Origin of the sequence: Corynebacterium aurimucosum (assembly GCF_030408555.1) — a bacterium.
In the GTDB taxonomy this organism is placed as follows: domain Bacteria; phylum Actinomycetota; class Actinomycetes; order Mycobacteriales; family Mycobacteriaceae; genus Corynebacterium; species Corynebacterium aurimucosum.
Map to the genome: position 1 here is coordinate 2311638 of NZ_CP047048.1, position 20566 is coordinate 2332203.

The following is a 20566-nucleotide window of genomic DNA, read 5'->3' on the forward strand; positions in this document are numbered from 1 at the left end:
AGGTGGCGTGGGGGTTTCTCATTCAAAGTGAGAAGTATTGCACTACACCTTCCCAGGGTACTGAGCGGAGTCTGGACGTGCGCTGTGAACAAATCAGTCCCACACGAGATTACCCAGATCCAGCCCTTCTGCCTGGGCTTGTGCTTCAATCAGCTGACGCAAGTAGCCGACATTACCGCGATAGGTCTCATCGAAGCGCGGATCCTCGCAGTACATGCGAGCCAAGATCACTTGCTTGGACCTCGACACTGGGTACCACTGAGCAATGAGGTCGCGGTGCTTGTCGACGATTTCCTTCGCCCCCTCGCTGCCCGGTTCAAGCCCTGCGTTCGCGGACTCCTCTAGCTCGGCCGCAAAGTTTTCATGATCCACGGAGAATCCTTCCCAATCCTTCTTCCCCATCGATTCCGCAGCGGCCGCACTCGCCGCCCATTCTTTGCTGTCTCCCCACTTCTCGCGGGCTTCTTCCTGCAGTTGGGGCCATGCATCACCCAGATTGCGCACTTTTTGGCTGGGGCTTAGGTTCTTATCCATTTCGGTCTCCTCAATCAGTCTTTCCACTGCGTACAACATCGCATCGACGTCGGCTCGCCGCTTCTGTAAAGCCTCGTGTTGGCCTCGGAGGCGGGCCAGAGTGGCGGAGGAAGGGGCATCGAGAAGCACTGCGATGTCCTTCAGCTCAATTCCCACGCTGCGATATATCAGGATGTCCATCCCGCGCTGCACGTCATCTTCGGTGTACAGGCGGTGATCACCCCCAGTGCGCCACTGTGGGCTGAGCAGCCCAATGTCATCCCAGTGCCGCAACGTGCGGGTGGTGACTTTGAGGATTTCGGCAACGTCGCCGATGCTGTAGTCATTACGCATGACGTTGAGCCTAAAAGTTGACGTCGCGTTAAGTGCAACTCCTGCCACTCAGCACATATTTTTGCCTACGATAATGAAGCATGACGCAAGCCTCGAAACGCACTGACCGCCTCACCGTGGCTGCTTGGGCCCTGTGGGACTGGGGTTCGGCTGCCTTCAACGCGGTTCTCGTGACGTTTATTTTCTCGGTCTATCTCACCGACTCGGTGGGCCAACACATTGACTCGCAGTTCACCCCGGCGCAGTGGTTGTCGTGGTCCATGACGGTGGCGGGTCTGGTGATTTTTGCGGTCACCCCCGTGATGGGTCAGCGTTCCGACCGGTTGGGCACGCGGCGGCGCGCGCTGGGCTTCTGGTCGCTGCTGACCTTCCTGGTCATGGCCAGCCTGTTTTTCATCCGCAATGATGCGCCCGTGTATTTCTGGCTGGGGCTTGTCGGCTTGGCGGTAGGTTCGGTGACCATCCAATTCGCCGAAGTCAATTACTTTGCCCAGCTCAACCAGGTGGCCACCGAGGACAAGGTGGGCCGGGTATCTGGCCTGGGCTGGTCGGCGGGTTATTTCGGTGGCATCGTGCTGCTGCTCATCTGTTACTTCGGCTTCGTCTCCGGAGAGGGAGGCGGACTTGGGCTATCCACGGAGGGCGGCTGGAATATTCGGCTCGTGGCGCTGCTCGCCGCAGCGTGGTTTGGGCTATCTGCCATTCCCGTGCTGCTGCGCGTGCCGGAGATTGCGCCGTCGGGTGAAGCAGCGGGCGGCGTTGCGGCGTCTTATCGCGAGCTGTGGCGCACGGTGCACACGCTGTGGCGGGAAGATCGCAACGCCTTTGCCTTCCTTTTCGCTTCTGCCATCTTCCGTGATGGGCTCTCGGCCGTATTCAGCTTCGGGGCGGTGTTGGGCGTATCCGTCTATGGGCTTTCGCCTGGCGACGTCCTCATCTTCGGCGTTGCCGCCAACGTTGCGGCCGCACTGGGCGCGGTTGCGGGCGGGCTGATCGACGACCACGTGGGCCCCAAAGCCATCATCCTCACCTGCCTGACAATTCTGACGTTGATGGCGGGCATCATGTTCTTCGCGCAAGGCCCGACGGCCTTCTGGATCTGCGGGCTCATCCTGTGCCTGTGCGTGGGACCAGCCCAGGCTTCCGCCCGCGGCTTCTTGGCGCGCGTTGCCCCGCCAGGACGTGAAGGCGAGATGTTTGGCCTCTACGCCACAACCGGGCGTGCCGTAGCGTGGTTGACGCCTTTCCTGTTCGGCGTCTTCGTCTTCCTGATGGGCCAAGGAGACCGGGGAGGCGTGCTCGCCATAGGGCTAGTCCTCCTCGTCGGAGCGCTCGTGCTCATCCCAGTCAAAGACCCCGCGAAAGCATAACGCTGTCGCGGGGGTGGAGCCGCAGGGCGTGGGTTCCTTGTGGTGCGTGGGTCCCTTCTAGCGTGAGAGCGAAGCGCTCACGCTAGAAGTCCTGTGGACGCGGAATGTTGCGCAGGTTGGACTTCGCCATGGAGAGCATCTGGCCCACGCCGCCACCGAAGACGGTGCGGGTTGCTGCCTTGGAGAAGCCGAGCAGCTGCTCGAAGGTGAGTGTCGGCGGCAGGGAGAGGGCGTTGGGGTCCGTGACGACGTCGATAAGCGCAGGGCCGTCGTAAGCCAAGGCCTCCTTGATAAGGCGCGGCGCGTCCTTCGGATCCTCGATGCGGAAGTGCTTGATGCCGGCACCTTCCGCGATCTGGGCGAAGTTGACGTGCTCGTGGTCGGTCTCATGCTCCGGCAGGCCTTGGACCAGCATCTCCAGCTTGACCATGCCGAGGGAAGAGTTGTTAAACACGAACATCTTCACCGGCAGGTTGTGCAGCTTCACGGTGAGCAGCTCGCCCATGAGCATGGACAGCCCACCGTCGCCGGAGAAGGTGATGACCTGGCGTTCCGGGTGCGCCGCCTGCGCACCGATGGCCATCGGCAGTGCGTTGGCCATAGTTCCGTGGCGGAAGGAGCCAATCTGCTCGCGCTTGCCATTCGCAGTGATGTAGCGCGCGCCCCACACGTTGCACATGCCGGTATCGACGGTAAAGATGGCGTCTTCATCGGCCTGCTGGTCAATGAGGTCTGCGATGTACTCCGGGTGGATCGGCGTGTGCTTCTCCACGCCAGAGGTGTAGGCCTCGACGACGTGGTGCAGCTTGTCGTAGTGCTTCTTGAGCATGTCGTCGAGGAAGGAGCGGTCCTTCTTTTCATCGACGTGCGGCAGGATGTTCTCAATGGTGGCGGCGACATCACCCGTCACCGGGTACTTAATGCGGGTGCGGCGGCCAATGTGGGAGCCATCGATATCGACCTGGGCCACGTTGGCATCCGGCAGGAAGTCGTTATAGGGGAAGTCCGTGCCCAGCAGGATAAGCAAGTCCGCCTCGTGGGTGGCCTCGTGTGCCGCGCCGTAGCCGAGCAATCCGGACATGCCGACGTCGAAGGGGTTGTCGTACTGGATGTACATCTTGCCGCCCAGGGCGTGACCGATGGGAGCCTTGATCTTCTCGGCCAACGCAAGAACCTGCTCGCGCGCATCCTTGACGCCGGCACCGACGAAGAGAGCGACGTTCTTAGCCTCATTAATGGCCTGGGTCAGCGCAGCGGCCTCTGCCGGGTCCGGGTAGACAACCGGGCGTCCGGAGGAAATAACGGAGGAGGTGAAGGTGTCCTCTTCCGCCTCTTGAGTGGAGACATCACCCGGAATGACGAGGACGGACACGCCCTTGCCGGCCATGGTGCTCTGGATGGCATGGTGCAGAACCACGCCTCCCTGCTCAGCAGAGTTGACCATCTCGCAGTAGCCGGAGCACTCCTGGAAGATGGCCTCCGGGTGGGTTTCCTGGAAGAACTTCGAGCCGATCTGGCGGGAAGGAATGTGGCTAGCTAGGGCGAGGACCTTGGCGCCGTTGCGGTGGGCGTCGTAAAGCCCCTGAATAAGGTGCGTATTGCCCGGACCGCAGGAGGCGGCGCACACGGCAAGGTTGCCAGTGGTGAGGGAATCGGCCTCAGCGGCGAAAGCCGCGGCCTCTTCGTTACGGACGTGAACCCACTCGATGGAGGATTGACGCACCGCATCCACGATGGGATTGAGGGAATCACCAACGAGGCCATAGATGCGCTTGACCCCTTGGGCTTCCAGAGTTTCCACGAGCTGCGTGGCGTAATTGCGTGCCATGTTGTACCTCTCTAACTTTTATCGCTAACGGCCCCCAGTGTCCCCGCACCGGGCACATTTCGCCACCTTAAAGCTGCCTTCTCACGTAGTAGAGGCTTTGTGACTTCGACAACAAACACGCTTCTTGAGCTTTGAAACTGTAACGACCGTTCGCTATAGTTTCGCAGCATGACAGATGCACGAACGGAAACCTCGGCAGAGATGCTTCGAACCTCAGCGACCCGCCGGTGGACCTTCTTTGGCGTGGTCTCTTTAGGCCTGCTCATGATCGGCTTGGATAACTCAATCCTCTACACAGCCCTTCCGGAGCTCTCCGAACAGCTCCACGCCACTTCGCTGCAGCAACTATGGATCATCAACGCCTATGCACTCATGCTTGCCGGTCTCCTGCTGGGCACCGGAACTCTGGGCGATAAAATTGGCCACCGCCGCATGTTCGTCATCGGCCTGTGGATTTTCGGCATCGCGTCACTGACCGCAGCGCTAGCGCCCGGCGCGTGGGAGCTCGTCGCTGCCCGAGCCTTCTTGGGTCTCGGCGCCTCCATCATGATGCCCGCTACCCTGGCTCTGATTCGCCTGACCTTTGAAGATGAGATTGAGCGCAACACGGCCATCGGCATTTGGGGCTCCATTGCCGTCGTTGGCGCGGCCGCAGGACCCACGGTGGGCGGCTTTTTGCTTGAGCACTTCTGGTGGGGTTCGGTCTTTTTGGTCAACGTGCCCATCGTGATCATCGCCCTCATCCTCACTGCCTTCCTCGCCCCACCGAACGTGGCGAACCCAGCGAAGCATTGGGATTTCTTGTCTTCCCTTTACGCACTGATCACGCTGGCCTCGCTGGTTCTCGTCATCAAGTCCGTAGCCAGCTCCCACCTCAACGCCATGCTTATTGGTGGCGCGCTGGCCGCCTGCCTCATAGGCGCTGTCCTCTTTACACGCCGCCAGCACACACTGGAAGAGCCGCTTCTCACCTTCGATATCTTCCGATCCCCCATCTTCAGTGGTGGTGTTTTGGCCGCAGCTGGCGCCATGTTTGGCATGGCCGGGCTGGAAATGACCACCACGCAGAAGCTGCAGTTGGTGGACCTCTACTCCCCACTGCACGCTGGGCTCATCATTTCCCTCATCGCGCTGGCCGCGCTGCCGATGTCCGCGCTGGGCGGGGCTAACCTGCACCGCTGGGGCTTCCTTCCCATCATCGCCGGCGGCTTCCTCGCTATGGCAGCGGGCATTGGCTGCGTGGTGTGGGGCGGCACGCACGACGTGTTCCCCGCATACCTGGTTGGCCTGTTCATCACCGGCCTCGGCGCGGGGTTCGTGATGTCGGTATCCTCCACCGCCATCATCGGCGCCGCGCCTGCCTCGCGTTCCGGTATGGCCGCGGGTGTGGAGGAAGTTTCCTATGAATTCGGCACGCTGCTGTCCATTGCGGTCACCGGTTCGGTGCTGCCCATGCTCTATAAGAGCGGGCTGCCAGAGGACATCCGGGACCTAGGCATGGATGCACTCCACGACCCCGCGCTCGCGGAGGCCGCCGGCCCCGCATACACCGATGCTTACTTGGCCACCGCCGCCGGACTTGGCGTAGTCATGCTCATTTTTGCTGCGGTCACCGGCTGGTGCTTCCGCAGCAACCCAACCTCCGGAGGTGCCGATGCCACGCATTAGTAAAAAGGTTGAGGCGCTCGAAAAGGCGCTCGCCATCATCGAGAAGGATGGCGTTCACGCCCTCACCTACGATTCCCTGGCCACTGCCACGGGCATGAGTAAGTCGGGGCTCATCTACCACTTTCCTACCCGGCACGAGCTGCTCATTGATTGCCATAAGCTGTGCGCGGAGCGCTGGGAGGAAGAGCTCATCGGTCTCTCCGGTGGCAAAACGGCGGAGCAGTTGAGTCCTCGCCAGCGCTACCGCGCCACCTTGGAGTCGATGGGCAAGAATGACCCGCTCATTGAATTGCTCATGTCCATCCACTCGCAGTCCCATCCGGACTTCCAAAAGGTGTGGAGGGACGTCGATGGGCGCTGGCTGCCTGATCCTGCCGCGGAGGATGAATCCGTCGTGCTGGCATCAATCATCGCAGACGGCCTGTGGGTGCACGATCACCTCACCGACCGCCCCCTGCCGCCGCAGAGACGCCGCGCGCTTATCGACGTCGCCTTAGGCCACCTCGCCGAATAACCCCCAGAATGAAAAAAGGGCCTTGAAAAGGCCCTTTTGAGCTGGAGACGAGACTTGAACTCGCAACCTACGCATTACAAGTGCGTTGCGCTACCAATTGCGCCACTCCAGCACCGCGGCTCATCCGCTAGGGGAATCGTACCTGAGCCCACCCCATACAGAGAAAGTCAGGGTGCTTGCGCTGCGAAAAAGTGAACGTAAAAGCCGCGAAAAGCACTGGCAGGTGCATAAATCGACGGCAGTTACTAAAGTGCTGACTTACCGAACCCAGAAGTGTTGTTGAGGTCTATCTTTTCCGTGTCTGTTCTTTCTTCCTTGCGCCAGCGCCTGCTGTACCGTTCGGCCTCCGTCGCCACCATCGACGCTGCAAAGGCCGCACCACCGCCCTCCCCTCTAGCCCCTGTCGATCTCACCGATCCGGCCCAGGTCACAGGCGTCATGGAAATCGCCGCATGCGTTGGTGAAATCCTCATTGCGGCGGGCTCAGCCAATACCGACGTGCAAGCGCAGATTCACCTCGTCGCTTCCTCCTATGGTCTGCACTACTGCCACGTGTCGATTCTGATGAACACCATCACCATCCACACCTCCATCGGCACCGGACCGGAGCGGCACAACCTCCATGTCTTCCGCGTGGCACCGAGCATCGCCGTGGACTTCACTAAACTCTCCGCCGTCGACCGGCTCATCCGCTCCATCCACTCCGGTGCTACCCCGCCGGCAATGGCGGAGAAAATCCTGGATGACATCGACGCGATGAAGAACCCTTATTCCAAGACCACCATCGTCAGCGCGTGGGGTGCCATGGGTGGATTCATCGCCGTGATGCTGGGCGGCGACCTTCTCGTCGGGGTTGTCACCTTCCTCATTTCGGCACTCATTATGGGCACGAACATGTTCCTGGCGGACTATCGCTTGCCGCCCTTTTATCAGAACCTCGTCGGCGGCCTACTCGCCGTTGTCCCCGCGGCCATCCTCTACAACATCTTCGCGGGATTTGGCATCCAGATGCTACCTTCCCAAATCATCGGTTCCGGAATCATCATCCTGGTGGCGGGCCTGACCTTGGTGCAGTGTTTGGTGGACGGGATCACCCGCGCGCCCGTGACCTCATCCGCCAAGTTCTTTGAGGCGCTCATGTCCACCGGCGCCATCATCGCCGGCGTCGGTCTAGGTATCCAGGTGGCTTCGTGGTTGGGCTTCAGCCTGCCGCCACTGGCGACACTCGCCCCGCCCGTCTATCACCAGATCCCCCTTCTGGTGCTGTGCGGTGGAATCGGTTCTGCCGCCTTCGCACTAGCGCTGGGAGCGTCGTGGTCCGAGGTCACCATCTCCGGGCTCACCGCAGCCGCCGGTATGATTTTCTACTATTTCCTCGTCGTCTTATTAGGCGTTGGAGCTGTCGTCGCCTCTGGCATTTCGGCCGTGGCGGTCGGCCTCGCCGGTGGTCTCCTCTCCCGCCGCTACATGATGCCGCCGCTCATCACCATGATCGTGGGCTATACCCCCATGCTGCCGGGTCTGACTTTGTACCGCGGCATGTACGCCATGCTCAACGAACAGCTCATTACCGGCCTGACCAACCTGGCCAGCGCCCTCGCCATTTCCGGTGCACTAGCCGCTGGCGTGGTCTTCGGCGAGCGAGTGGCCCGCCGCCTGCGCCGCCCGCAATACTTCCGGCCTTATAACTCGATCAAGCGCTTGGGCACGTTCTCCTTCTCGCGTGCCACCCGCTTGGCCCAGCGCGCCCGCATTCCGCGCGTTCCCCTATCGCCCTTCGCTCCGCGTCACAACCTGCCAGCCCCACCGCCGCAGTTCGGCCCCAAACCGCCGACGCCTGCACAGCAGGCGCGCTTCCAGCAGGGCGATGCCGTCACGGACATGTGGCCCGTCACCACGCAATTTCCAGCGCAGCGCCCCACCTACACAGTGCCCGGCAAAGATGACCCGAGCGCCCCAACGGACTCGCAATAGCGTAGAATAGCCGGTCTGAAAGCTTTCACACTTCATCCCAGGAGGACTCCGTGCCACCAAAGGTCACAGATACTCAGCCCGCCGCTGATCAGACTCATGCAGTAGAGGAAGAGACCGCCCGCGCCGCGCGTCGCGTCGTCGCCACCTATGCGGAGGATTTCCTCGACGGCGTGACCCTCATGTCGATGCTGGGCGTCGAACCAGAAGGCTTAGTCCACCGCAAGGTTTTGGCTGAGCAAGCCGATGCCGCTCCGAAGAAGAGCAGCAAGAAGGCAACCAAGAAGGCCTCCAAGAAGTCCACCAAGAAGACGACAAAGAAGGCTACGAAGAAAGCCACCAAGAAGGCCACTAAGAAGTCGAGCAAAAAAGCTACCAAGAAGGCAACTAAAAAGGCCACGAAGAAGGCCTAGTTATGTCCGGGCGCAGCAATAGCTTCGTAGTCGTGGCCAACCGGCTGCCGGTGGACCTCGAAACCGCCGCCGACGGCACCCGTGAGTGGAAGGCCTCCCCGGGCGGCCTCGTCACCGCGCTCTCCCCTGTCCTAGAAGAGCACCAGGGCTGCTGGGTGGGCTGGCCGGGCGTGGCCGACGAAGCCCCCGAGCCTTTCACCACCGACAACGGCGTTCTGCTTCACCCGGTACGCCTCACGAATGAGGATTTTGAGGCCTTTTACGAGGGTTTTTCCAACGCCACCCTGTGGCCGCTCTATCACGATCTCATCGTCACCCCCATCTATAACCGCGATTGGTGGGACACCTACCGCGAGGTCAACCTGCGCTTTGCCAACGAGGTAGCGGCCGTCGCTGCGGAGAATGCCACGGTATGGGTGCAGGACTATCAGCTACAGCTGGTGCCTGGCATCCTGCGCCAACTGCGCCCCGATCTCACTATCGGTTTCTTCCTCCACATCCCCTTCCCTTCCCCGGATCTCTTCCGCCAGTTGCCGTGGCGTGAAGAGTTGGTGCGGGGGCTTCTCGACGCCAACCTGATCGGCTTCCACCTCGAATCCAACGCCCGCAACTTCGTGGAGCTGGCTCGCACCCAGGGCCTCACAGTAGAAGGTGAGGTCAGCACCCGCGAGGTGACCGCCCGCATCGTGACGAATAGCGGTCATTCCGTCGGGGTCGGCGCCTTTCCCATCTCCATTGCAGCGAGTGAGTTCGCTGAGGGTGGCGATGCAGAGGACGTCGCCCAGCTCCGCGCTGAGTTGGGCAACCCCGCACACGTCATTTTGGGGGTCGACCGCTTGGATTACACGAAGGGCATCCTGCAGCGCCTCACTGCCTTCGAGGAACTCCTCGAGACCGGGGCGCTGGACCCGGACGAGGTGACCTTCGTCCAACTAGCTACTCCCTCGCGCGAGCGCATCGATCACTACCGCGCCACGCGCTCGAAGGTGGAGGAAGCCGTGGGCCGCATCAATGGACGCTTTGGGCGCTTAGGAGCACCCGTGGTGCATTACCAGCACAGCTCAGTCCCGAAAGACGTACTACGGCGCTACTACCGGCTCGCAGACATCATGCTGGTCACACCATTCAAGGACGGTATGAATCTGGTGGCCAAGGAATACGTGGCTTCCCACAGCGATGGCTCCGGCGCGCTCGTGCTCTCCGAATTCGCGGGCGCTGCAGCAGAGCTTACCCAAGCCAACCTGTGCAATCCCTTCGACATCGAGTCCATCAAACGCGCTCTACTCTCCGCGGTCAAGGCACTGGAGGAATCTCCTGATACCATGCGCGAGCGCATGATTGCGATGAACGAGCAGGTGCGTCAGCACGATATCGCACTGTGGTCGCAGTCCTTCCTCGGCGCACTGAACCAGGAGGAAGCATGATGCGGCGCCGGCCCGCCGCAGCGCTCACCGCTGTGCTCGGCACGGCGCTGCTCACGCTTGGTCTGAGCGGGTGTGGCTCCGCCGAGGAGGAGCCTGCGCCGCGCGGCGATGAGCGCATCCTGGACAAGGATTGGCAGGTCATTAACCTCTATACATCTCCGGATGCTCCTTCCTCCCTGCCCGCCGATACTGCACACGTGCCGCACATGAGCTTCGGTGAACACACCGCTGTGGGCTCGACCGGCTGTGTTTCCTTCACTGCCGAGGTTTCCTTCCACAAGGATGACAAGGCCTCCACCATCTGGGAGGGCGACGTGATGCGGGTGGAGAAAGCCACTTATGAGAGCCCGCCGCGCAGTGCTGACTGCGAGGGCTCGATACAGTGGGCCGATTCACTCATGCGCAACCTCATTGCTGAGGGCCATGAATTCGATTTCGGGCTTAACCCGAACAACCAGCTGGTGTTGACGCTGCGCACTGACAAGGTGGACTCACCGATCATCCGGATGGCCTCGCTGTAGCCTTGAAGTTTTCGGCGCTAGGGTGGGAAGCATGATTGATGCTCTCGCCTCCGCAGAACACCTCGCGGTTGTTTCCGATTTTGATGGCACCTTAGCGGGCTTCGCACGCAACGCGTATGATGTAAAGCCGGAGCAGCGCTCGCTCGACGCCCTGGCCACCTTAGCGGAGCTCCCGAACACCACCGCCGCGGTGCTCTCCGGCCGGCACCTCGAGGGCCTAAAACAGGTATGCCCGCTGCGCGAACCGGTACTTTTGGGCGGTTCGCATGGCGCCGAGTCCTCGTGGGAGGATTCCGCCCTCACTCCGGAGATGGAAGCTCACCTGGCGAAGAAAGAAGCAGAGCTCAGAGAAATCATCGCGCGCCACCCCGGCGCGGAACTGGAGGTCAAACCCTTCCAGCGCGTGCTGCACCTGCGGACACTAGAATTGCAGGATCCTGACGCGGCGGCCGCGGCGTATGCAGAAGGCGAGGCTCTCAGCGCCGATGGTTTCCCCAAGACAGCGGGCAAGTGCGTCGTCGAGTTTTCTGCTACACAGGCCACGAAAGGCACGTGGCTTGAGAAGCTTCGCCAGCGCGTCGGCGCCACGGCAGTGGTCTTCTTGGGGGATGACACCACCGATGAAGACGGCTTCGCCCTGCTCAACCAACCGCCGGACCTCGGCGTCAAGGTCGGTGAGGGCGCAACGCAAGCGGCGCTGCGCGTGCCCGATATCGCGGCGGTGACGGAGTTCCTCGAAGAACTCGCCGCCGCCCGCGCGCAGCACAGCGCTTAAGCCCCAGCCGGGGCCACGGTCCGCCCGGGATGGAAGGTGGTCTCCAACAACGCGCGCGGCACCTCTCCGCGCCCATCGATGAGGCTGGCCAGCATGCGCCCCGCCGCCGCCCCCTTTTCCTTGTTCGGCTGCACGACGGTGCTCAGGCCCAGCGCCAAGGCGGGCGCAATGCCGTCGAAGCCGGTAACAGAAAGCTGCTCGGGAACCGCGATTCCATGATCGCGTGCATAAGCGATTACGCCAAGCGCCATCGAGTCCGTCGTACACAACACCGCGGTGAGATCCGGGTGCCTAGTCAGCAATTCCTCTGCGGCCGCATAAGCGGTGCGTGGATCATTGATGTGGCGCGTCACCACGGGGATGCCTGCAGGATCGAGTCCCGCGTCTGCAAAGACATCGAGCGCACCCAATACACGTGAGCGTTGCACGTGCATATCCGCCGCAGCTAGCTGCGCAGCCGTCACTTCACCATCGAGGCGCTCGCGGTATAGGCGGATGGCAAGGATGCCGATGCGGGTATGGGAGGCGTCGACAAGCGCCTGCGCCGCCGGGGCAATCGCGGCGCGGTCATCGATGCCCACGAAGGGCAAGCCCGAATCCGTGGGCTGGTCACACACCACCACCGGCAAGCCGCGGCGTTGCACGGCTTCAAGGTAAGCATCACCCGCCGCCACGGAATAGACCACAAATCCATCAACCGCCGCCGACCCTACGAGCTGCGCTGCCTGGGCGTCATTGGGAGCACCGACGGTATCTGGACCGGCCGGGATGAGAGTCAACGTCGTGCTCGCCCCTGCCGAGGCCTCCGCCATGCCGGCGAGGAAATCTACCGAGGCCATGTCCTCGAAGGCATAGGACAGGTGCTCAGTAAGCAGGACGCCCAGCGACCCCTGGCGGCGTGTGCGCAGGCTGCGCGCGGTGGGATCCGGGCCTGTGTAGCCACGCTCAGCCGCCGCGGTGAGGATGCGCTCCCGGGTGGCGGGGGCCAGCTGGTCTGGGCGGTTATACGCGTTGGACACCGTGGTGGGCGAAACCCCGAGTTCGGCTGCCAGGGAGGCCAGCGTCGTGCTGCGTTTGGACATGACGGTAAGGTTACCCGTTTTCAACTCATTATCATTTGACAACAATTTTCACTAAAGCGTAGAAATAGGGACATGACCACTACCCTCCCACGCCGCGCTTTCCGACGTCCCACCGCCCTCCTCTTCGCTGCCACGCTGGGCGCCGCCTCGCTGAGCGCCTGTTCTTCCAGCGGCGATAACGCCGATGGCGGCTCGGATGCCGGTTCCGATAAGGAGACCATTCAGGTCGTCGCCTCAACCTCCATCTGGGCTGATGTGGCCCAGGCGGTCGTCAACACCGCGCAGACCGACGTCAATATCGACGTCCACGCCATCGTGAGCGGCAACAGCGTGGACCCACACCACTTCGAGCCCACCGCCGCGGATATCGCCCGCGCCGACGAGGCCGACGTCATCATCGCCGGTGGCGGCGGCTACGACGCCTGGCTTTACCAGGCCGTCAAGAACCAGGACCAGATCATTCACGCCCTGCCGCTTACTGCGCATGACCATGGCGATCACGATCATGGAGAACATGAGCATGGCGAGGAACACGACCACGCGCATGATGAGCATGGTCATGACCACCATGACCATGGAGAAGGTCATGACCATGACCACGCTCACGAAGGCGAGACCGTGACCATGGACGAGGCCAAGAAGATTGCCGCCGAGCACCCCGAGCAGGTCACCAACATCGATGGCAACGAGCACGTGTGGTACGACTCCGCCGCCATCGAGAAGGTGGCGACGGAGGTCGCCACCCTCGTTAACGAGGCCAACCCAGAAGCCAAGGCGACCGCCGACCCACTCGTGGAACGTATGGAAGGACTGAAGGCACGCATCGAGAAGCTCCCGCAGCGCAACTACGCGCAGACCGAGCCCATCGCGGACTACATCTTCAAGTACACCGATAGCACCGACGCCACCCCGGAGGGCTACCGCAAGGCCACCGTCGCTGAGGGCGAGCCCACCGCCGCCGACCTGGCCCGCTTCCTCGAGGACATCAAGCAGGACAAGATCGACCTGCTCATCTTCAACCCGCAGACCGAAACTGACATGACCAAGCGCATCCGCGCCGCCGCCGAGGATAAGAACATCCCGGTGGTAGAGATTGGTGAAACCCCACCAGAAGACACCAACTTCCTTGACTACTACGAGGAAGTCGTCAACGCACTCGAGGCTGTGTAAGTGCTCATTTCTTTCAAGAATGCCGCAGTAGAACCACTGTGGTCGGACATGAACCTCGCCGTAGACCGCGGCGAGTTCATCGCCGTTTTGGGCCCCAACGGCGTGGGCAAGTCCACGCTGCTGGGAACAATCTTGGGTACCCGCCAGCTCACCGCGGGCAGCGTCGACGTCAACTGCCGCGTGGGCTTTATCCCACAGCAAAGAATGTTCCCCCAGGACCTGCCCCTGCGCGCCCGGGATCTCGTGTCACTGTCCCTCGCCCATGGCGTGCTCCGGAAGCGAAAGCCGGCGCGGGGGCGTATCGACGAACTCCTCGCCGAAGTTGGCGCCACCGGCATCGCTGACCGCCGCGTGGGCCAGCTCTCCGGTGGACAGCAACAGCTCATCCGCCAAGCCCAGGCCCTAGCCAACGATCCAGAGCTCATCCTCGCGGACGAGCCGCTGTTGTCTTTGGATCCAGCGCGGCAGCAGGCGACCGTCGAGAAGCTCAATGCGTGGCGCCACGAGCGCGGCACCTCCGTACTCTTCGTTACCCATGGCATAAACCCGGTGCTGGGCGTGGTGGATAAAGTGCTCTACCTCGCGCCCAATGGCCACACGTTCGGTTCAGTCGATGAGGTCATGCGCTCCGAGGTCCTCTCGGAACTGTATGGCTCCTCCGTGACTGTTCTCAACGTCGATGGGAGGCTCATCGTTGTCTAAATTCATCGAAGATACCCAGTACCTGCTGGGCGTTGATTTTGTGCAATCCTCGCTCATCGCCTGCGCGCTGCTCGGAATCCTTTCCGGAGTGATGACCTCACTTATCGTCCTGCGCCACATGTCCTTCTCTGTGCACGCCACCTCTGAGCTCGCGCTCATGGGCGCGGCCGCAGCGTTGCTGTTCGGTCTCAACATCGGCTTCGGTGCGATTGCCGGTGCTATCGTGGCCGCCATCATCCTGGCGGTGCTGGGACTGAAAGGCCAACAAGACAGCGCTATCGGCGTGGTCATGAGTTTCGGCCTGGGTCTCTCGGTGCTTTTCTTACACCTCTACCCCGGCAACGCCAAGACCGCAATGACGCTGCTGACGGGACAGATCGTCGGTGTCTCCTCCGCGTCGGTGTGGCTGCTCGCCGCAACCACCGCCATCATCGTCGCCGTGGTGGCGCTCTTCTGGCGCCCCCTGCTTTTCGCTTCCGCGGACCCGGTCATGGCCCAAGCCGCCGGCGTGCCGGTGAAGTCTCTAGCGGTGTGTTTCGCCATCCTCGTGGGCCTGACGGCCGCGCAATCCGTACAGATCGTCGGTTCCCTGCTCGTCATGGCGCTGCTCATCACCCCAGGCGCAGCGGCGGTACAGATTACCTCCTCCCCGCTGCGCGCGGTGATGTGGTCCACCATCTTCGCGGAGGTCTCCGCCGTGGGCGGCCTGGTCCTCTCCCTGGCGCCGGGCCTGCCCGTCTCGGTCTTCGTCACGAGCATCTCTTTTGTTATTTACCTGGTCTGCCGCGGCATCGGCTGGGCTCGCAGCCGCAAGGCCGTCCGCGACGACGTCGCCGCCCGCCGCGCCTCCCAGGAACACTTCCGCGCCGCCACCGATCGCGCCGACGCCGAGACACACCACACCTCGACGCACGATGAGCACTGCGCGCATCAGGATTAGGCTAGATGCGTGACTTTGGAACGCCGTAGCCTCGAATTACAAGACCGCACCCGCACGTACCTCGTGTACCGCCCGAATGATGACGTCGAGCGCCAGAGAGACCTCCTCCTGTTCTTCCACGGCTCCCTGCAATCCGCGAACGTCATCCGCCGCTTCACTAACGGCACGTTCGATGACCTCGCCACCCGCCACGGCATGCTTGCGGTCTACCCCACCGGCGTGGAACAGCACTTTAACGATGCCCGCGCCACCCTGCCCGTCGCCGCGCGCGAGCTGGGCATCGATGACGTCGCCTTCACGCGCGCCATCCTCGACGAGCTGCGCGCGGAGCAGGAGATTGGCCGCGTGTTCCTCTGCGGCTTCTCCAACGGCGGGCAGATGGTTATCCGCTTGCTCTTCGACGCCCCCGGGCTTGCCGATGCCGCCTGCGTCTTCGCCTCCACTCTCGGCGCCGGCGCCAACCATGCGCCCACCAATCCGGACTCGGCGTACCAACCCACCCCGGTCATGTTCGTCCACGGCACGGGCGACCAGCTCGCGCCCTATACGGGCGGAACGGCGGGCATTGACCCGAAGCGCACCCGCGGTGCCGTCACCGGCGCGCAGGAGAACGCCGCACGCTTCGCGGAGCTCAACCATGCCGCCGGCCCAGAGCGCACCCACCTTTTCCCCGACACCGTTGTCGACCGCTGGGAGCCGGCAGACGCCACCGGCGCGCCGGTCGAGCTCGTGAGCGTCGAGGGCATGGGCCACGTCATCCCGTCGGGCAACGAGCTGGACCCACGCCTGGGTAAAAACACGGATTCCTTCATCGCTGCCGAGCTCGTGGAGGAATTCTTCGGGCTCTAGACTGCACGTGCGCCCCATCGTGTCTCACTCCACTCAGCCCCAACCTCGGGTCGAGGCCGTTCGTAGGTGAGCGTCGAGAAGCAATAATTGTGGATTACCGACCAGTGCTTTGGCGATTCCTAGACGCTGTTTCATACCGAGCGAAGCATGCTCGCAGGAAACACTGTGGTGCAATGAAAGGCCTACAAGGGATAAAAGATCCTTCAGTTCATCATTCAGTGAACCTTGTTGTAGTGGTCGGCAATGTCGTTGACGATCGCGTAGAGGTCGCGTTCCATCGCGTAGGTTTTCTTTTCTCGCGTACTGACTAATCACACTTGCGACCCGTTGTTATCTAGAGAATTATTACGTCCCAGCGTGATGTTGCACACGTCTGTGCATGTATGTACTCTCGATGTCACGGTTTGCTGGCGAAGATTCTTCAAGTTACCCGCAGCTGAATCTGTACAAGGTGAAAACGGCAGGGAAAGGACCGAGTCGTCCTCGTCTCTAAGCCGTGGAACCCCAATCCTCCAGAACCTTGTATTCGGCACACGCACGCAATCTGAATGTTCAAGATGTGAAGTACTGGCCAGCAACCAAGAAGTAAAGATCGCCATCCAGCTTTCTCGGCCCTGAATCTAGCATCCGGAGGCGTAGAGAAACTCACGCAACGACTGAAACGCCAGCGTCTGTGTCACGTCGCGCAGCTCAAGGAAGAACCCATCTTCTGTAATTTCAACAATCCGCGCACCGGGGATGGCTGCCACAATCGGCGAGTGCGTCACCACGATGAACTGCGCACCCGCCTCCGCGGCGCGATGGATTTCCGCCATGAGCGTCATCTGCCGCACGAGCGAAAGCCCAGATTCCGGCTCGTCGAGGATGTAGAGCCCGCGCCCATCAAAGGAACGCTGCACGACGTCCATGACGGACTCGCCATGCGACATCGCGGTCGAACCAACGTTGTAGTGCGCCTCCGCTCGCAGGAAGTAGCCGTCCTTGGGCGCGGTACCTAGCCGCAGGCTCGCCCACCTCCGGAGGGGATTGATGGGACCGGCGGAGCGCTGCACACCCCATATCCCACCGCGCTCAGGAAAGCCGTACTCGAAGGCAATGCCCTCGGCGAGCGTCGACTTTCCTACCCCGTTGTCCCCGGTCAGCACGGTCACCGGCGCACGCAGGTCCAGTCCTTGGCGTCGCAGCGCCACGAAACCAGGAACGGAGGACACCCACTCAGGTCCGTGGCCGCCGTCCAGCGCGGCATAGGCGTCGACATAGAAGTCTCTCATTCGCCCTCCCCAATAAGAAACGCGGCGGTCCCCAATGGATCGGCAAGGAACTCGCGCGCGGCGTGGACAGCTTCCGTCGCTTCGGGAGCGACGGGCGCAATCCCCTTGTCGCCGAACGCGTAGACGGTCGCGCCTTGCATGCTGAGGAAGACTGGCGAGTGCGTCGCGAGGATGACCTGCGCGCCCTGGGCGGCGAGGCGCTCGAGCTGCGTGACAACCTCGACCTGCCGGGGATAGGACAAGCCGTCTTCCGGCTCGTCGAGAATGATCATTCCGTCAGAATGGAAGCGTCTCTCGACGAGGGCGAGCAGACCCTGGCCGTGGCTGAGAAACGGCAGGTCACTGAGCGGATCGGGATTCTCCGGGCTGTGGATCTGGTGGTGATACTCGCTCAAGTTGAGGAAGGTCTCGCCGCGCAAGAAGTACACGTCGCGCGGGTTGTGCGCCCGCGAGCAGATGAGCCACTCGGGATAGTCCTCGTCGCCGGTGGCAAACCGGGCGTGGCGCGAGCCGCCCTCGGGATTGACGCCAAGCCCCACGGCGATGGCCTCGAGCAGCGTGGATTTTCCGGCGCCGTTATCCCCCACGACGACGGTCACGGGCGTAGGCAAACGCAAGGCGCCGCCGGGCAGCGCTGCGATGAGCACGCCCAGGCGGCGCATGTGTTCCGGCACGCCGGGCAGTCCCTCCCCAATAAGCTCCGGGGCGGGACGCACACTCGTGAGGAACATGGCGACGAAAGCGTGAGCCTACTTCTGGGCCGCGCGACGCTGGCGGGCGAACTCGGAAAGCACCGCACCTGCCGCCACGGAGGCGTTGAGGGATTCAACCCAGTCGGTCATGGGGATGGACATGATGGCATCGCAGTTCTCGCGGACGAGGCGCGAAATGCCTTTGCCCTCAGAGCCGATGACGATGACAACGGGGTCGGTGCCACCGTTGTAAGTATCGAGGGTGTGCTCGCCTCCCGCATCCAGGCCAACAACCTGGTAGCCGGCCTTCTGGAAGTCCTGGACCGTGCGGGTCACGTTGGTCACGCGAGCCACCGGCAAGCGCGCGGCGGTGCCGGCGGAGGTACGCCAGGCCACCGCGGTGACGGAGGCGGAGCGACGCTCTGGGATGATGACACCATGGCCGCCGAAGGCCGCGACGGAGCGGATGACTGCGCCGAGATTGCGCGGGTCGGTGATGTTATCGAGGATGACGAACATACCCGGTTCCTGAGCATCGCGGGCCCGATCCATCAGGTCATGAACGTCGGCATACTTGTACGGCGGAATCTGCAGGCCAATGCCCTGGTGCATGCCGTTGCCGGTCATGCGATCCATCTCGTGGCGCTGGACCTCAAGAATCGGGATGTTGCGGGTATTGCACATGGCCACTGCCTCCGACAGGCGGGCATCATTACGCGTGCCCTGCACGATGTAGAGGGAGGTAGCAGGCACCTTGGCGTGCAGGCACTCGATGACCGGGTTGCGGCCAACGACCATCTCCGCGGTCTCCTTCTGGTGGCGGCCCGAATTGCGGCGCTCGCGTTCCAGCTTCGCCTTGTGCTTGGCGTGGTAGACGCGGTCCTCCGCCTTGGGCGTAGGGCCCTTGCCGGCCAGGCCCTTGCGACGCTGACCACCAGAGCCCTTCGTAGCCCCCTTCTTATTGGACTTGCGGGCGCCCGCGCCGCCGCGGCCATGGGTACGTGCCATAATTCTTCTCCTTTGTTGTCCTCGACTTCTGTGCTGTCCTTGGCCTTTGCCAAGGACGGTTAATCCGCCAAGGACCAGGTGGGGCCGTCGGCGGTGTCGGTGATGGTAATACCCGCGGCTGCAAGGCGGTCGCGCACGGCGTCCGCAGTAGCCCAATCCTTTTCTGCGCGGGCGGTGGTGCGACGCTCCAGTTCGGCACGGACGAGCACGTCCAGGGCCGCATCAGCGCCGCTTTCTTCGCCACTATCTTTCCACTGTTCATCGAGTGGATCAAAGCCAAGAACCGCGGCCATGGCGCGCACCGCCCCAGCGAGGCGCTCGGCCTCTTCACGGTTGCCTTCACTGAGCGCCTTATTGCCCGCGCGCACGGTGGTGTGAATTTCCGCCAGCGCCTTCGGCACAGCGATGTCATCATTCATCGCCTCTTCGAAGGCCGGAGTCCACTCGCCCTTCTCTACGTTTTCGAACTTGCCCACGAAGTCCTCGATGCGGCGGTAGCCAGCCGCAGCTTCGGTCAGCGCTGCCTCGGAGTATTCGAGGACCGAACGGTAATGCGCAGAGCCCAGGTAGTAGCGCAGCTCCACCGGGCGGACGATCTCCAGCATGTTGGCAATGGAGAGCACGTTACCCAAGGACTTCGACATCTTCTCACCGGCCATGGTGACCCAGTGGTTGTGCATCCAGTAGTTGGCAAACTTATCGCCCGCCGCATGGGATTGTGCGATCTCATTTTCGTGGTGCGGGAACTGCAGATCCAAGCCACCGCAGTGGATATCGAATTCGCCGCCTAGGTAGTAGGTGGACATGGCCGAGCACTCCAAGTGCCAGCCCGGCCGGCCACGGCCCCACGGGGTGGGCCAGGACGGCTCACCTGGTTTAGCCGCCTTCCACAGCGCGAAGTCCTGGGGACTGCGCTTGCCAGCGTTGTCTGTTTCGCCCTGTTCCATCTCCTCGACACGGTTGCCAGACAACGCTCCGTAGTCCGAGCCTTCCGTGGCATTCCACGCCGCGACGTCGAAGTAAACAGAACCGGAATCACCTTCGCCAGGCACGGCATAAGCAAAGCCGGCGTCGATAAGCCGCTGCATGTACTCCACCATCTGGGTGACAAAGCCCGTCGCGCGCGGCTCCACGGAAGGCGGCAGAACGCCCAGGGTGTTATAGGCCTTGGTGAACTCACGCTCGTAGGTGGATACCCACTCCCACCAGGGGCGGTTATTCTCAGCGGCCTTGGTGAGGATCTTGTCATCGATATCAGTCACGTTGCGCACGAGTGCCACGTCATAGCCTTGTGCGATAAGCCAGCGGCGCAGAATGTCGAAGGCCACGCCGGAGCGCAGGTGGCCGATGTGTGGCTGGGACTGCGGGGTGGCACCACACAGGTAGATCGACGCGTGGCCGGGACGAACCGGCTCGAACTCACGTTGGCTGCGGGTGGCGGTATCAAAAATGCGCAAAGTACTCACCTGGCCTAGTCTAATTGACTCATCCAGCCGGCAAG

20 protein-coding genes and 1 tRNA gene are annotated in these 20566 nt (G+C 62.3%); 12 read left to right on the forward strand and 9 right to left on the reverse strand.

Going from position 1 to position 20566, the window contains the following annotated elements; genetic code table 11:
- Window positions 1-93: 93 nt before the first annotated feature.
- On the reverse strand, window positions 94-867 hold the full coding sequence (locus CAURIM_RS10965) for a MerR family transcriptional regulator (protein WP_201829123.1): 774 nt from the start codon (window positions 865-867) through the stop codon (window positions 94-96).
- Between the two features lie 80 nt (window positions 868-947).
- Between CAURIM_RS10965 and CAURIM_RS10970 the strand changes: the two genes are divergently transcribed.
- Window positions 948-2237 carry an MFS transporter gene (locus tag CAURIM_RS10970; RefSeq protein WP_201829121.1) on the forward strand — a complete coding sequence of 430 codons (1290 nt, stop codon included), beginning with the start codon at window positions 948-950 and terminating at the stop codon, window positions 2235-2237.
- An 82-nt stretch (window positions 2238-2319) separates the two neighbouring features.
- Here the strand turns inward: CAURIM_RS10970 and CAURIM_RS10975 are convergent, their stop codons facing one another.
- A complete protein-coding gene (locus tag CAURIM_RS10975; protein WP_201829119.1) occupies window positions 2320-4065 on the reverse strand; it encodes a pyruvate dehydrogenase in 1746 nt (581 codons plus the stop codon).
- A 168-nt stretch (window positions 4066-4233) separates the two neighbouring features.
- Between CAURIM_RS10975 and CAURIM_RS10980 the strand changes: the two genes are divergently transcribed.
- Window positions 4234-5733 (forward strand): MFS transporter, encoded by a 1500-nt coding sequence (locus CAURIM_RS10980; RefSeq protein ID WP_070711534.1) that lies wholly within the window; start codon window positions 4234-4236, stop codon window positions 5731-5733.
- Window positions 5720-6247, forward strand: coding sequence for a TetR/AcrR family transcriptional regulator (locus tag CAURIM_RS10985; protein ID WP_070446013.1), 528 nt, complete (start codon window positions 5720-5722; stop codon window positions 6245-6247). Before CAURIM_RS10980 ends, CAURIM_RS10985 begins: the two co-directional genes overlap by 14 nt.
- 39 nt (window positions 6248-6286) lie before the next feature.
- On the opposite strand, the gene CAURIM_RS10990 is transcribed toward CAURIM_RS10985, so the two are convergent.
- Window positions 6287-6359: transfer RNA gene (locus CAURIM_RS10990), tRNA-Thr, on the reverse strand.
- Window positions 6360-6544: 185 nt separating this feature from the next.
- Between CAURIM_RS10990 and thrE the strand changes: the two genes are divergently transcribed.
- The 5 genes from thrE to otsB are packed head-to-tail and all read left to right on the forward strand — an operon-like array spanning window position 6545 to window position 11351.
- Window positions 6545-8221 carry a threonine/serine exporter ThrE gene (gene thrE / locus CAURIM_RS10995; protein ID WP_201829117.1) on the forward strand — a complete coding sequence of 559 codons (1677 nt, stop codon included), beginning with the start codon at window positions 6545-6547 and terminating at the stop codon, window positions 8219-8221.
- A gap of 50 nt (window positions 8222-8271) precedes the next feature.
- Window positions 8272-8631: a hypothetical protein gene (locus tag CAURIM_RS11000; RefSeq protein WP_070446010.1), complete on the forward strand. Its 360-nt coding sequence runs from the start codon at window positions 8272-8274 to the stop codon at window positions 8629-8631.
- A gap of 2 nt (window positions 8632-8633) precedes the next feature.
- Window positions 8634-10055, forward strand: a complete 1422-nt coding sequence (locus CAURIM_RS11005) for an alpha,alpha-trehalose-phosphate synthase (UDP-forming) (protein WP_070711549.1) — start codon at window positions 8634-8636, stop codon at window positions 10053-10055.
- Window positions 10052-10576: a hypothetical protein gene (locus CAURIM_RS11010; protein WP_070446002.1), complete on the forward strand. Its 525-nt coding sequence runs from the start codon at window positions 10052-10054 to the stop codon at window positions 10574-10576. Before CAURIM_RS11005 ends, CAURIM_RS11010 begins: the two co-directional genes overlap by 4 nt.
- 31 nt (window positions 10577-10607) lie before the next feature.
- Window positions 10608-11351: a trehalose-phosphatase gene (otsB, locus tag CAURIM_RS11015; protein WP_070445997.1), complete on the forward strand. Its 744-nt coding sequence runs from the start codon at window positions 10608-10610 to the stop codon at window positions 11349-11351.
- Here the strand turns inward: otsB and CAURIM_RS11020 are convergent.
- Complete coding sequence (locus CAURIM_RS11020; protein ID WP_070445994.1) at window positions 11348-12433, reverse strand: LacI family DNA-binding transcriptional regulator; 1086 nt, start codon at window positions 12431-12433, stop codon at window positions 11348-11350. The two genes, otsB and CAURIM_RS11020, sit on opposite strands and share 4 nt — an antisense overlap.
- A gap of 72 nt (window positions 12434-12505) precedes the next feature.
- Here CAURIM_RS11020 and CAURIM_RS11025 point away from each other — a divergent pair, with 72 nt between their 5' ends.
- From CAURIM_RS11025 to CAURIM_RS11040, 4 genes are read left to right on the forward strand one after another with little or no spacing between them, the layout of a single operon-like run.
- Window positions 12506-13603, forward strand: coding sequence for a metal ABC transporter solute-binding protein, Zn/Mn family (locus CAURIM_RS11025; RefSeq protein WP_201829115.1), 1098 nt, complete (start codon window positions 12506-12508; stop codon window positions 13601-13603).
- The gene (locus CAURIM_RS11030) at window positions 13604-14305 is read left to right on the forward strand and encodes a metal ABC transporter ATP-binding protein (RefSeq protein ID WP_070711552.1); all 702 of its coding nucleotides are present in this window, start codon (window positions 13604-13606) and stop codon (window positions 14303-14305) included. It abuts the gene before it with no gap.
- Window positions 14283-15245, forward strand: coding sequence for a metal ABC transporter permease (locus CAURIM_RS11035; RefSeq protein ID WP_201829112.1), 963 nt, complete (start codon window positions 14283-14285; stop codon window positions 15243-15245). Before CAURIM_RS11030 ends, CAURIM_RS11035 begins: the two co-directional genes overlap by 23 nt.
- Before the next feature lie 9 nt (window positions 15246-15254).
- The gene (locus CAURIM_RS11040) at window positions 15255-16094 is read left to right on the forward strand and encodes a CE1 family esterase (protein WP_070445983.1); all 840 of its coding nucleotides are present in this window, start codon (window positions 15255-15257) and stop codon (window positions 16092-16094) included.
- A 33-nt stretch (window positions 16095-16127) separates the two neighbouring features.
- Here the strand turns inward: CAURIM_RS11040 and CAURIM_RS11045 are convergent, their stop codons facing one another.
- The 5 genes from CAURIM_RS11045 to cysS form a co-directional block, all read right to left on the reverse strand.
- Window positions 16128-16409 carry an ATP-binding cassette domain-containing protein gene (locus CAURIM_RS11045; RefSeq protein WP_080550367.1) on the reverse strand — a complete coding sequence of 94 codons (282 nt, stop codon included), beginning with the start codon at window positions 16407-16409 and terminating at the stop codon, window positions 16128-16130.
- Between the two features lie 305 nt (window positions 16410-16714).
- Window positions 16715-17365 carry an AAA family ATPase gene (locus CAURIM_RS11050; RefSeq protein ID WP_010188886.1) on the reverse strand — a complete coding sequence of 217 codons (651 nt, stop codon included), beginning with the start codon at window positions 17363-17365 and terminating at the stop codon, window positions 16715-16717.
- On the reverse strand, window positions 17362-18096 hold the full coding sequence (locus CAURIM_RS11055) for an AAA family ATPase (RefSeq protein WP_010188884.1): 735 nt from the start codon (window positions 18094-18096) through the stop codon (window positions 17362-17364). Before CAURIM_RS11055 ends, CAURIM_RS11050 begins: the two co-directional genes overlap by 4 nt.
- 18 nt (window positions 18097-18114) lie before the next feature.
- A complete protein-coding gene (gene rlmB, locus CAURIM_RS11060) occupies window positions 18115-19065 on the reverse strand; it encodes a 23S rRNA (guanosine(2251)-2'-O)-methyltransferase RlmB (RefSeq protein WP_070445974.1) in 951 nt (316 codons plus the stop codon).
- 59 nt (window positions 19066-19124) lie between these two features.
- Window positions 19125-20531: a cysteine--tRNA ligase gene (gene cysS, locus CAURIM_RS11065; protein WP_201829110.1), complete on the reverse strand. Its 1407-nt coding sequence runs from the start codon at window positions 20529-20531 to the stop codon at window positions 19125-19127.
- Window positions 20532-20566: the final 35 nt, after the last annotated feature.